At 65.7% G+C, this 11,284-nt stretch carries 12 protein-coding genes and 1 CRISPR repeat array (1 of these 13 cut by a window edge); of the genes, 6 read left to right on the top strand and 6 right to left on the bottom strand.

Going from position 1 to position 11,284, the window contains the following annotated elements:
* Window positions 1-1,002: tetratricopeptide repeat protein (locus ACFVHO_RS23525; RefSeq protein ID WP_385717869.1), on the top strand; the 1,002-nt coding region annotated here is incomplete at its 5' end.
* Window positions 1,003-1,435: 433 nt separating this feature from the next.
* On the opposite strand, the gene ACFVHO_RS23520 is transcribed toward ACFVHO_RS23525, so the two are convergent.
* The 6 genes from ACFVHO_RS23520 to ACFVHO_RS23495 all read right to left on the bottom strand — a co-directional run bounded on the left by ACFVHO_RS23520 (window position 1,436) and on the right by ACFVHO_RS23495 (window position 5,949).
* On the bottom strand, window positions 1,436-2,497 hold the full coding sequence (locus tag ACFVHO_RS23520; protein ID WP_385717866.1) for a DUF2637 domain-containing protein: 1,062 nt from the start codon (window positions 2,495-2,497) through the stop codon (window positions 1,436-1,438).
* Window positions 2,498-2,538: 41 nt separating this feature from the next.
* Entirely contained in the window at window positions 2,539-2,958 is a 420-nt protein-coding gene (locus tag ACFVHO_RS23515) for a DUF6195 family protein (protein ID WP_385717864.1), read from the bottom strand.
* Window positions 2,955-3,320 carry a DUF4326 domain-containing protein gene (locus tag ACFVHO_RS23510; RefSeq protein WP_385717861.1) on the bottom strand — a complete coding sequence of 122 codons (366 nt, stop codon included), beginning with the start codon at window positions 3,318-3,320 and terminating at the stop codon, window positions 2,955-2,957. Before ACFVHO_RS23510 ends, ACFVHO_RS23515 begins: the two co-directional genes overlap by 4 nt.
* Window positions 3,320-4,042 (bottom strand): ATP-binding protein, encoded by a 723-nt coding sequence (locus ACFVHO_RS23505; protein ID WP_385717858.1) that lies wholly within the window; start codon window positions 4,040-4,042, stop codon window positions 3,320-3,322. The genes ACFVHO_RS23510 and ACFVHO_RS23505 overlap by 1 nt, the downstream gene beginning before the upstream one ends.
* Before the next feature lie 831 nt (window positions 4,043-4,873).
* Window positions 4,874-5,476, bottom strand: a complete 603-nt coding sequence (locus ACFVHO_RS23500) for a WhiB family transcriptional regulator (RefSeq protein ID WP_385717972.1) — start codon at window positions 5,474-5,476, stop codon at window positions 4,874-4,876.
* An 80-nt stretch (window positions 5,477-5,556) separates the two neighbouring features.
* The gene (locus ACFVHO_RS23495) at window positions 5,557-5,949 is read right to left on the bottom strand and encodes a helix-turn-helix domain-containing protein (RefSeq protein ID WP_385717855.1); all 393 of its coding nucleotides are present in this window, start codon (window positions 5,947-5,949) and stop codon (window positions 5,557-5,559) included.
* 338 nt (window positions 5,950-6,287) lie between these two features.
* Here ACFVHO_RS23495 and ACFVHO_RS23490 point away from each other — a divergent pair, with 338 nt between their 5' ends.
* The 5 genes from ACFVHO_RS23490 (at window position 6,288) to ACFVHO_RS23470 (ending at window position 10,059) form a co-directional block, all read left to right on the top strand.
* The gene (locus tag ACFVHO_RS23490; RefSeq protein ID WP_385717852.1) at window positions 6,288-6,755 is read left to right on the top strand and encodes a helix-turn-helix domain-containing protein; all 468 of its coding nucleotides are present in this window, start codon (window positions 6,288-6,290) and stop codon (window positions 6,753-6,755) included.
* Between the two features lie 347 nt (window positions 6,756-7,102).
* Window positions 7,103-7,597: a hypothetical protein gene (locus ACFVHO_RS23485; protein WP_385717849.1), complete on the top strand. Its 495-nt coding sequence runs from the start codon at window positions 7,103-7,105 to the stop codon at window positions 7,595-7,597.
* Window positions 7,598-7,629: 32 nt separating this feature from the next.
* A complete protein-coding gene (locus tag ACFVHO_RS23480; protein WP_385717846.1) occupies window positions 7,630-8,163 on the top strand; it encodes a hypothetical protein in 534 nt (177 codons plus the stop codon).
* A gap of 28 nt (window positions 8,164-8,191) precedes the next feature.
* Window positions 8,192-9,451 carry an MAB_1171c family putative transporter gene (locus tag ACFVHO_RS23475; RefSeq protein ID WP_385717843.1) on the top strand — a complete coding sequence of 420 codons (1,260 nt, stop codon included), beginning with the start codon at window positions 8,192-8,194 and terminating at the stop codon, window positions 9,449-9,451.
* Window positions 9,448-10,059, top strand: a complete 612-nt coding sequence (locus tag ACFVHO_RS23470; RefSeq protein WP_385717840.1) for a hypothetical protein — start codon at window positions 9,448-9,450, stop codon at window positions 10,057-10,059. The genes ACFVHO_RS23475 and ACFVHO_RS23470 overlap by 4 nt, the downstream gene beginning before the upstream one ends.
* Before the next feature lie 238 nt (window positions 10,060-10,297).
* Window positions 10,298-11,284: direct repeats of the CRISPR family, unit length 29 nt; unit sequence CGGAACACCTCCGCTCTCGCGGAGACCAC; it runs 2,025 nt beyond the window's last position.

Below are 11,284 nucleotides of genomic sequence, written 5' to 3'. Positions count from 1 at the left end.
GCCGACACGGTGCGGGTGCTGGGTGAAGACAACCCTCAAACCCTGATCACCCGCCACAGCCTGGCTCGGTGGCGGGGGGAGGCGGGGGATGCGGCCGGTGCCGTAGATGCCCTTGCTGAGCTGCTGGCCGACACGGTGCGGGTGCTGGGTGAAGACCACCCCGACACCCTCAACTACCGCCACAACCTGGCCTACTGGCGGGGGGTGGCGGGGGATGCGGCCGGTGCCGTAGATGCCTTTGCCGAGCTGCTGGCCGACACGGTGCGGGTGCTGGGTGAAGACCACCCCGACACCCTCAACCACTGCCACAACCTGGCCTACTGGCGGGGGGAGGCGGGAGATGCGGCCGGTGCCGCGGACGCCTTTGCCGAGCTGCTGGCCGACAGGATGCGGGTGCTGGGTGAAGACCACCCTCAAACCCTGATCACCCGCCACAGCCTGGCTCGGTGGCGGGGGGAGGCGGGGGATGCGGCTGGCGCCGTGGATGCCCTTACTGAGCTGCTGGCCGACACGGTGCGGGTGCTGGGGGAAGACCACCCCGACACCCTTAACGCTCGCTACGACCTGGCCTACTGGCTGGGGGAGGCGGGAGACGCGGCTGGCACTGCGGACGCCTTCGCTGAGTTACTGCCCGACATGGTGCGGGTGCTGGGTGAAGACCACCCTCAAACCCTGATCACCCGCCACAGCCTGGCTCGGTGGCGGGGGGAGGCGGGGGATGCGGCCGGTGCCGCGGACGCCTTCGCTGAGCTGCTGCCCGACGTGGTGCGGATGTTCGGCAAAGACCACCCCGACACCGTGGTCTTCCGCCAGAACCTGGCCGCCGCGCGGGGGGAGGCGGGGGATGCGGCCGGTGCCGCGGACGCCTTTGCCGAGCTGCTGCCCGATGCGGTGCGGATGTTGGGCGAAGGTCACCCCGACACCCTCGAAATCCGCCATGAGCTCGCCTACTGGCAGGGGCAGGCAGGGGGCGCCGCTGTTTCCCCGTCGGCTGATTCATGAGAGAACTAAGAACCACCAGTTGCGGCCGATGACCCGCTTCATACGGGCTCCCGAACTTGACTGAAGCTGCGTTCAGCCGGGTCAACTGCACTCCGGCATGGACAAGTCGTCACGTTCAGCGACGGCCCACAACAAGTGGACCAGAGCCCGTGGGGACTGACACAGCCAGGCCGTGGAGCAGACGATGGGCGCGTACGCGACCTCGTCGTGGTCAAGGGGGAGCCCCGGCACTGAAACAGCTAGGAGAGAGCTGCCAGCCTGGGGGAGTCGATCCAACTCAACCGCTGCCCGCATGGCCTCATCCTGCGTGGGCTGGGCCGCGTCTTCACCTCATCGCAGCACGGACTGCCTTCCTGGTCGAGTAGGCGAGCACCGGTCACCGCACCGGGAACTCTCCGACGCAGTGACCGCGGAACTCACCTGGACGATCAGATCACCACAACTCACCGCCGGGGCTCGCGGTTGCGGACTGCGGAACCTGCCTGGCCTCCTGCTTGAGATGCGCGAGCAAGGCGCCCAAGCGGTCATTGCTGATGGGCTGGTGTGCACGGACCGCGTCCTGGACCACGGACCGACTGATCCGCCCGGCACGTTCTGAAGCCTCTCGTGCGATGGGTAAAAGGTCCTTCATCCACTCGTCCACGACCTCCCTGTCCCAGGTCGAGTCATCGCCGTCCCGGACGGGTGCGTCCGCCTGGTCCGGGAGATCACCTTCCTCCGTCTGCGAATGCCCTTGACGTACATCGAACCCGTCCAAGGGCGGCGAGCTGCCCCCGCTTTGGGAGCTGCCTGGACCGGGTGTGACCCGCGGTGGTTCATGAGGACTGTCGCTGTCCGCCACGTGTTCGCTGGTCACCTGATCAGCATGGGGATTCACAGGGCGAGGGGTGATCGTTGACCCACCCTGTCCGGGGCCAGTGGAGCTTCCCGTCCGTCCGTCCACGGCGATGCCTGTGTTGCTCGAATCCGATGTCGGCTCACTCGCCCAGGAGCGGACGGTAGGTACCTGTTCCTGCTCGGAACCGTCTTCCCCCTCGTGCGCTTGAGCCGGACCTGGACCAGCCACCCGATGGTCCGGGACGGACGGTTCCGCCGTCCGCGCCATCACGGTGTAGAGGTGCACGGACCCCGCCAGTGCCAACGGCGCGAGGGTGGACAGGACTCCGACGACGCGGTCGTCCAGGCGCAGGGCGGACGGCCCGGACAGCGGACCACGATTCAGGGTGACGGCATGCAAGGCATTGGCCCAGAGACTCGCACCGGTGCCGGCCAGGAAGAGAAACCACGCGTATAGACGGGCGGGGAAAGGATGGTGCCGGAGCAACACGATCGCTCTGACTCCGTACGCGATGAAGCCATCGATGACGATCGGGAAGAGGTACGACAGATTGGGGCGCACGTGTATCGCGATCGCCACCTGACGAAGCGCGTCGTACGAGAGGGTGAAGCCGACCGTCGCCAAGGTGATGATCGCGGCGTAGTCCCAGCCACGCATGCCTGCATCCGCAGGCACCGGTGACTCCCGTCTGCGCCACATCAGCGTGCATCTCCGTTCCGCCCGTTGATCTCTTGCCACGCAGTGGTCCGGGAGAGCAGTCGGCCGAGGTGCTCCAGCGAGGTCACTTCCTCAACCAACTGACTGGTGCAGGACACGCACGACACACGCAGGAGCAGACGCTCCTTCCCGCCTTCGCCGCTGTAGTAGAGCTCCAAGTGCTGGAACTCCACGGTGTCCAGGGATGCCACAGCCTGCAGGTGGTCGTCGAAGGGGAGGATTCCGAGAACATCCCAGGAAAGTGAGCGTGCTTCTTCGCCGAGCAGCGTGCGGGCGTACTTGGAGGCGGCAGCGAGTGACCTTGGACCCCACGTCCGGAACGCAGTCTCCCGCTCCGTCGTGCGGCGCCTCTCGGAGGCTGAGAGGCGCTCGGCCGCCGAGGCCATGATCGGGTGGGTCATCGCGTGGTGCCTTTCAAGTAGTGGGTGCTGCCCGGGATGTCAGGACAGGGAAGTGGCGATTCGTTGGCCAGGCGGAGGAGGACGTCTGCGTGGCATGGCACGTCCAGGCGGCAGGTGCAGACCAGATCCAGGCCGCCCAGGGCGGCGGAGAATCGCTCGGCGTACCTATGTCCAACCGGGCCTCGAAGCGTCGCTGCGAAGAGGTCAGTGGCCTCCTCGGCGGTCATCGAGGTCCCAGGGAAGGAGGCGCTGGGGATCCCGGGCCGGAAGGGATTCGCATAGGGGCTTCCCTGGCCGACGTAGACGCAGCCCTTGGACAGGGTCTCGGCCGTGAGGCGCGAGCCGCGGAGTCGAACTGGCATCAAGCCACGCTCCGTTCCGGACGACGCCGGTCCTTCCCAACCATGGGAACGAGCGCCGTCACCATCTCGGCCAGCCGACTCGCGACTCGGTCGCCGACGAAGTCCGCGAGGTCGGGGCCGTTCTGGTTCCTCGCAGGGAGATTTGACGTGATGATCGTCGGAAGGCAGTGGTTGTACCGGTGATTGATCAACCGGTATGTGATCTCCTCGGTCCACTCGGACACCTTCGATGTGCCGAAGTCATCCAGAAAGAGGTACTGCACCCGGCTCAATCGCCTCAGTTCCCCTTCCGAGGCGCCGATCACGTGGGTTGGGCGTAAGCGGCCGTACATTTCCGCGCTGTTGATGGCAATCACTTCGTAGCGCTCGGGCCCAGCAGCGGCGATGTGACGGAGTGCGCCGTACGCCTCGTGCGTCTTCCCAGTGCCGGTCGTACCGGTGAGCAGGAGAGTTCCAGCCGAGAGAGGGTCAGCGAGCGCGCTGTCCGCCCACGCAACGACCTGGGGGAGTGCCGCTTCGGCCCCGCAGTACCGAGTTGGGGTCGCTGTCTGCCAACGTCCCAGGGCGTACTGAGCGCGCGCTTCGCGATGCCACTGAGGGTCTCCGGGTTCCTCCCGCTCAGGCAGTGTGCAGTCAGGAGCCAGATGAATTCCCTTCGCGGCGATGATGCGCTCCAGGGATCGCATCGTCCTGGAGGTGGCCGCGAGTTCGGGCTTAGCCATGCTCAAAATCCATTCTGATAGGCCATCGAATCCACGGTGTTTTGGAAGGGAGTCCATCCGCCAGGGGTGCGTCGTAGAGGAACGACGTTGTCCCCTTGGTCAGCGCTGGCTGAGTTCGACGGAAGGTCGGCCCAAATGCGCAGCAGGTATCGAGCAGTTTGGGGAGGGCGCTTCGGGTCCCAGCGTCGGCTGATGATCTCGACTAGTCGTTCAGGACCCCAGCGGGCTGAGAGAGCTGCTACCCGATCCCACTCGGCACCGTTCAACCGCCAACCGACGAGCATGCCTGCTCGGGTCAAGGCCGAGACGACGGCCTCAGCGCCTGCTGGAACATCGGCAGTTGTGTCAACGCTGTGGTTCGGCGAAGCGTCGCGGGGGTGCGAGCTAGCTTGCTTGCTTGAAGTGTTGTTACTCCCGAAGGGAGTAACAACACTTCGGGTATGGGGTGGCTCTCCGTGAGATTTTCCGGGAAAACCGTTCCAGGTTTCTGCCTCAGCTTGAGGTGTCTCAGAGGCTGTTGCCTGGAAGCTGCTTCTGGGTTTCGGGGCGACCGCATATTTTTCCGAGCGGACAGTTCCAGGCTTTAGGGTTATCGCGTAGTGGTTAGTTTTACCTCTGCCGCCCTGACGATCACACGTCAGTTCATCCAGCTCGCACAACTCTGCGACGCAGTTCGTCACGGTGCGAGACGACAGGCTCGTAAGCTCTGCGATCTGGTCCAGCGACAGACTTACTGCCCCTTGATCGTTCGCTTCGCGGGCCAAAGCCAAAATCACCAGGCGTGCGGCTCTCTTGGATTTTGAATGAACCCATACGAGATCCGTTACTGCTTCACTCATTGATTGCTCCGCCAGTCGATGCATGCATCGGATCGGTGAGATTCCAAAGTTGCTGCTGGTGATCACGGAGGAGTTGGGAGAGGTACTTGCCGGATATTGCCAACCCGCGTGCCGCCGCATCGAGATTGAGAGAACGATCTGCGGAAAGGAGAGAAAGGACTTCCTCGCGCTCCAGGCGGGTTATGGTCGCTGGTACTCCACGTAGAACTGCGCTTACAGCTTCATGGTCAATCCGGCTCTTCCAGGCAGTCAGGAGCGCAGGCCGCTCCGAAGCCAGGAGTCCGGCTCTAATCCCGTACCTGTCCTCGTGCCTCAGTGACTCGACCAGGCACCGGGCAGAAACCGAAAGCGGGCACGCTGCGCAGGCGCTTAGAGGTTCCCTGAGCGCAGAGCCATGGTCGCGGCGAACTTGCTCGGGATCGCTCCACGGGTATTCCACTTCAGGGAAGAAGAGGTCTGAATTATAGTTTGCGCAAGGGGCGTTATCCGCCCATTCTTTGCCGCTTGTTCCTGCTGCTTTCAGCAGGGGAGTCCAATCACCGATCAGTGCGGACTGGACAGCTGAATTCAAGGAAGGTAGGAAACTGGTAAGCATAGGTGGCTGAGTCACAGGGGAACTCCTGGCGATCTTTGGCGTACGCATCCATGGAATTCGAAACGCCTGAATGGGGAAGGTTAGGCGCGCGAACGCGTGTGAGATCGCACAGACGGCTTGAGCGGCCGCTGGCGCCCTGCACTGCTGGCATTGAGACTTATCTCGATGTCAGGATCTATGAAGTGCATCGCCGAAATCGCCTTTATGTCTTCTTCGGCGAATTTGACGTGCTTCCCCATCTTCCGGTGAGGGAGCACCCCAATGCGTGCACGCAGCCACTTTTCCGGGATGTTCAGCCGCCGAGCGGCCTCCTCGTAGCCCATGTGCAGTGGTTCGGGCTCACGTTCCAGTGGCCGGAGGTCCCCTGCCTCCATGATCAGCCGGAGAACGGCAGCCAGGGCTTCGAGGTCCAGCCCGTCGGGCCCCGCGAGCGTCGCTGCGCCCGCAGTAGATGCCCCTACTGGGAGTCCCATGACACAATCACTCCTCGACGGCAGGCGACAGCGTCACCTGTCTGTCCAGTGGCGACAGGGCAAGGCTCCGCCGCCACGACCAGGGTGCAGCCGCGAGGATTTCGACGCCCGCTGCGGCATGCACTGCTTCGTGGGTCCGGCTCACTGGCTGGGAGTTGGCGCTCCTGTCAGTGAGCCGTACTCGTTACTTCGAGGGCTGCGCATCGCAGCCGTGATCATCATCGACAGGCTGTTGAGCCCCGTCGACGTGATCATTATACAATCATTTCCGACCCATCATTTCCATCTCCACTTCTGGTGTCGGTGCCCTCTGCTGGGGCGATTGGGATACTTGCCGAGTGAAGAGTGTCCGAGACTTCAGCCCAGCCGGGTTCCGTGCCGCCTACCAGGACCGAGGCTGGTCCATGGGTGATGTGGCGACGGCGGTCGGAGTCTCAGTCGGAACGGTTGGCCGTTGGGCTGGAGGGAAAGGTGCTCCCAGCTCGCGGCTGTTCGCCGTCCTCGTTGAGACGCTGGGCGTTTCTCGGTCGGATCTCCTGGAGCCGCTCTCCCCGGACGCGGGCCTGGCGGTACTGCGTACACGCGCCGGCCTCCGGCAGGAGGACGTCGCCCGGCGGCTCGGCGTACAGGCATCCGACGTCTCTGAAATGGAGCTCGGGATCGGGCGCATGAAGGATGAGTGGGTCCCCGACCTCTCCGACCTCTACGGTCTTCCGGCCGACCGGGTGCGCAAGGCTAAGCAGGTCGCCGATGCGCAGTGGCAGGCTGACTTCGAAGCCAAGCGCGCGGGGCGCCCTGCGGGGTGAAGCCCTTCGGGGGCGCGGAGCCTCGCGCCCTATGGGCTGGGGTCGCTGAACCCGCATTGAGGGCGGCCTGGTGATGGGCTGGCGCGGTCGTTGATCCCCCACGCGCCATGCGCCGATACGGCGGTTTTGACGGGCACGGTCAGCTCCCTGTCTGGGTGGCGGCCCAGATCGAGTACGGGCACACGGGTGGCAGAGGGCTACCGGATGGCTGCGCCCTGCATGCATCCATGTAAGTATGCGAACGATCAGTAGTCAAACGATTGTTTGCAGCTACGGGGTGCCTGCAACGATCGTTGGACCTGCGGCTATGGTGATCACCTAACCACGCGTCAGAAAGACCACTACCCGTGACCCCAGCGCCAACCTCCCCGGGGCGGCCGACCTTCGCTGGCCGACTCAACCTCCTGTTCGAGGCAGCAGCTCAGCCCAACCCGGACCATCCCGGGGAGTACGTCGAGTACACCAACCAGCAGGTCGCTGATGAGATCAACCGCCGCCACGGCGTCGGCACCATTACAGCTGAGTACATCCGTCGCCTCCGCCGGGAGGGAGGCCCCAACCCCACCGTCTCCTACATGTCAGTGCTGGCCGACTTCTTCGACATGCCCCTCGACGTCTTCAACCTCACGAGCACCGAGGCCAACACCAAGGCGAGTCGCGTCGTTGCCGAGCTGGAGCGACTTCTCAGCGGGCGACGTCAGGTGGGAAACGAGACGCTCGCTGGCCTCGCCCGCTCCGCAAGTCGGCTTTCTCCGCAGGGGCAGGCCCGTGTCGCCCAGTTCGCGAGCAAGCTCGAGGAGGTCGAGCAGATGGAGCGGCAGGGCGAACACCCTGACCGCTGACCGAACGCCCCCCACGCAAGGTGCACGACCCGGTGATCCACGCTGACCGTCACATCCGACGAGCGCTTGCCGCGTTCACGATCCCTGAACCGCTCACGCTCGATTCCCTCTTCGCGTCCATCCAGAAGGTGTACCCACGCCCTCTGGAGCTCCTCAGAGGGGAGCCGCCCATCCAGGGCCTCCGCGCGAACGGTCTGTGGATCACACGTCCTGACCGTGACGGCGACGCGATGTGGGTTGCGCCGGAGCTCACCGGCGCTGCTGCCGTGCACAGCCTTGCCCACGAACTTGGGCACTTCCTGCTCGGCCACAAGCCCGTCCCTTTGCCGTCAGCCCCAGCGGAACCCGAACCAGAGGCATACGAGTACCTGAGCGCCAACTTCCTGGGGGGCAGCTTGCTCGGCCGCGCGCGCTCGCAGGAGGCGCCGCTGGATCCCGAGTACGTGCAGATCGAGGACCAGGCCGAGGAGTTCGCCTTCCGCCTGCGTCGAGTCGCCGCCCAGCAGGCCCGCGAGACCCGGCACCGGGGTGACCCTCTCGTCGAGCGCATGCACCACAGCCTCTGAACCGCCCTCACTGCTGGAAGAACGCACCGTGCCCACCGATGACCTCATAGACCTGCTCACCACCATCCCGCTGTGGGTGGTCGTCGCAGTCCGCGTCTACAAGCGCCCGTCCACTTCGGGCCAACGAGCCTTCCTCGCCACGATGGTCATCCTGGCCATCGGCGCCACTCTGCGGCTGTCCGCCGTCGAGGACCTGTTCGCCGACCTGACAGGCCTCCCGGACGCGGCTGTGCTGCCCAAGCACTTGGCCATCATGGTGGCCTGCACCATTCTCCTGGGCTGGGTTGATTCCGTCGTTCCGCGGAGCGAACGAGAGCCCTGGCGCCGTTGGGTCGCCTTCAGGCCGCGCGTGGCAGTGCTCACCGTGTTCAGCATCGTCGCCACTGCGGCATTCCCGTACGCGGCGCCCGCTATCACCGCAGCCGACGGCTCCAAGGACTTTGCTTCCGCTCAGTACGGTGATGTGGCTGGCACCGTCCACCTGGTGTGCTACCTGCTGAGCATGGCGGCCGCACTGGCCCCTGCCGCGTTCCTGTACTTCACGGTCGCCCGCCGGGCCAACGATCGACTTCTGCGCCTGTGCATGCGCTTCCTCGGGCTCGGTGCCTTCGCGGGATGCCTCTACCCCGCCTACCGGATCTCGTATCTGGCTTTCGGATTCGCCTCCTGGAAGTACCCGCTCAGTGAGCCCGCTTTCCACCTGGGAGGGTCCCTCTTCCAGTTCGTCACCATCACGTTCGTTCTGATCGGCAGCTCGGTACGCGCCGTCGACCTGGTGGTCCGGGGTATCCGGCAGCGTCGAGGCCTGATAGCCCTGCGGCCGCTGTGGGTAGAGCTTGTGTCGGTTCTCCCGCCGGACGCGATCCTGCGCCACCTCAAGCGGGGGAGTTCTCCCCAGGACGACCGGCTGCGGCTGGGCGACCTTTACGGGCGCCTCGACGAGCGGGTTGTGGACATCTCCGACGCCGTGTTCGAGCTGTTGCCGTGGGTCAGCGAGGACCTCCGCCGCGAAGCTCTCGTCGCCGCCCGGGGCGCAGGCCTGCACGGAGCAGAGGCCCGCGCGGCGCGCGAGGCCATCTGCCTGCGCGTGGCCCGCCTCAAAGCTGTTCAGGGCGAGAGCTACGCCGTCCGGCCGGCCAGCACGTTGCTGACACTGCGCCACGACCTCCTCGCGAACGCGAGTTGGCTCGCCCGCGTTACCCGCCACTACACCTCTCCGCGCATCGCCGAGATCGCCAACCATCTCAGCGGGCACGTCGCAACGTCCCGAGAAGCGGTCGCCGCATGACGAACACCACCGGCATCGCGCCGCACCAGGAGGAGAGCCGCTCCGCGCGACTCATCACCGACGGCATGGAACCGCGCAACGTCATAGTCCTGGTGAGCCTCGGCGTCGGTCTGGCCCAGGACAACCCTCTTACAGGCCTCGCATGGGCGCTAGAGGCCGTTCTGTTCGCCGCGGTGATCCCCGTGGCCTACATCAAGTACGGCATGCGCCGCGGTATGTGGGCCGACCGGCACGTAGGCCAGAGGCAGCGCCGCCTGCTCCTCATACCCGTCATCATGGCCTCCGTCGCCACGGGCATCGGAGGCATGCTCTGGCTTGAGGCGCCCCGCCAGATGCTCGCTCTGGTCGCTGCGATGCTGGCCACCCTCGCCGTTCTTCTTCCCATCACGGTGTTCTGGAAGATATCGGTCCACACGAGCGTGGCCGCAGGGGCTCTCGCGATGCTCGCCGACGCGTACAGTCCGCTCCTTTGGATTGCCACCCCGGTCGTTGCACTGATCGCTTGGTCCCGGATCATCTTGCGCGATCACACGGTGGCCCAGACTGTTGCCGGAGCTGCTGTCGGGGCTGTGGTCGCCGGCTCCGTCTTCACCGCGGTCAGCGGATGACGCAAGAGTCACCCTGGCTGTGGACCTCGCGCCTACGACGGTCGCTGAACTGCGCTCCGTACCCGCTGCCCCGGCACGGTGGTGGTACCGGCGACCTTGGCCAGACGCGTGTGGACTGCCCCCAGCCATGCGTCGCTCGGGTCGAGCCCTTGGCACAGGGCTGGGTCGGCCGAGAGGAGCGGCTCGTCGACGTATGCGGTTGGCTCAGCGTTGTAGGCGAACCCGACGGCTGTCTAGTCGGAATACCTCCGCTCGCGCGGAGACCACGTCGAGACGGCGAACGGGCGCGATTACGGCACCGGACCACCTCCGCTCTCGCGGAGACCACATCGTCCTGGCCGAAGCCGCGGGCCCGGTCGTCGGACCACCTCCGCTCTCGCGGAGACCACTCAGCAGTCTTGAGAAGGCGTACGGCCTCCCACGGACCACCTCCGCTCTCGCGGAGAGCACAGGCGGAAGGCGGTGGTCTGCGCGGTGGTGAGCGGACCACCTCCGCTCGCGCGGAGACCTTAGTTCCTCGCCCACATGGGCCGGGGCCCACGACGGGCCACCTCCGCTCGCGCGGAGACCACGCGGTGACGGTGCACCCGGCACCGCCCTTGCCCGGACCACCTCCGCTCTCGCGGAGACCACCCGTCCTTGATCGGGAAGTTCCTAGCCTTCTGCGGACCACCTCCGCTCTCGCGGAGACCACGGCTTCTCCTTCCGCTGTTCGTGGTTGATCTGCGGAACACCTCCGCTCTCGCCACATCGTGAACCGCGCCATGTCGTCCGACCAGGCCGGAACACCTTCGCTCTCGCGGAGACCACCTGCTTGAACGTGACATCGGACCGGTCGCTGACGGAACACCTCCGCTCTCGCGGAGACCACCGCACGAGACTGCGCGCGACCGGCTCCGCACGCGGAACACCTCCGCTCTCGCGGAGACCACTCGCGGCACGCCTTGAACAACCGCGCCATGTCCGGACCACCTCCGCTCTCGCGGAGACCACAAGACGGGCATGGCGAAGAACGCGACCGAAGCCGGAACACCTCCGCTCTCGCGGAGACCACTTCCATCGTGAGCGCCAGTGCCACGCCATCGACGGAACACCTCCGCTCTCGCGGAGACCACGCCCAGCTCAAGCCCGGCCCGCGCGGGTCCACCGGAACACCTCCGCTCTCGCGGAGACCACGCCGAGGCCCGGGCGCGGGCCGCCGCGCGCGCCGGAACACCTCCGCTCT

The sequence above is a fragment of the Streptomyces sp. NPDC127108 genome, assembly GCF_042677545.1.
Taxonomy (GTDB): Bacteria; Actinomycetota; Actinomycetes; order Streptomycetales; family Streptomycetaceae; genus Streptomyces.
Note: the sequence above shows the minus strand (reverse complement) of the source record. Positions and strands in the feature narration are given on the sequence as shown.

What these genes read in the sequence shown, in the direction of transcription:
- ACFVHO_RS23520 (WP_385717866.1), bottom strand. Translation starts at nt 2,497, where the DNA reads ATGCGTGGCTGGGACTACGCCGCGATCATCACCTTGGCGACGGTCGGC.
- ACFVHO_RS23515 (WP_385717864.1), bottom strand. Translation starts at nt 2,958, where the DNA reads ATGACCCACCCGATCATGGCCTCGGCGGCCGAGCGCCTCTCAGCCTCC.
- ACFVHO_RS23510 (WP_385717861.1), bottom strand. Translation starts at nt 3,320, where the DNA reads ATGCCAGTTCGACTCCGCGGCTCGCGCCTCACGGCCGAGACCCTGTCC.
- ACFVHO_RS23505 (WP_385717858.1), bottom strand. Translation starts at nt 4,042, where the DNA reads ATGGCTAAGCCCGAACTCGCGGCCACCTCCAGGACGATGCGATCCCTG.
- ACFVHO_RS23500 (WP_385717972.1), bottom strand. Translation starts at nt 5,476, where the DNA reads ATGCTTACCAGTTTCCTACCTTCCTTGAATTCAGCTGTCCAGTCCGCA.
- ACFVHO_RS23495 (WP_385717855.1), bottom strand. Translation starts at nt 5,949, where the DNA reads ATGGGACTCCCAGTAGGGGCATCTACTGCGGGCGCAGCGACGCTCGCG.
- ACFVHO_RS23470 (WP_385717840.1), top strand. Translation starts at nt 9,448, where the DNA reads ATGACGAACACCACCGGCATCGCGCCGCACCAGGAGGAGAGCCGCTCC.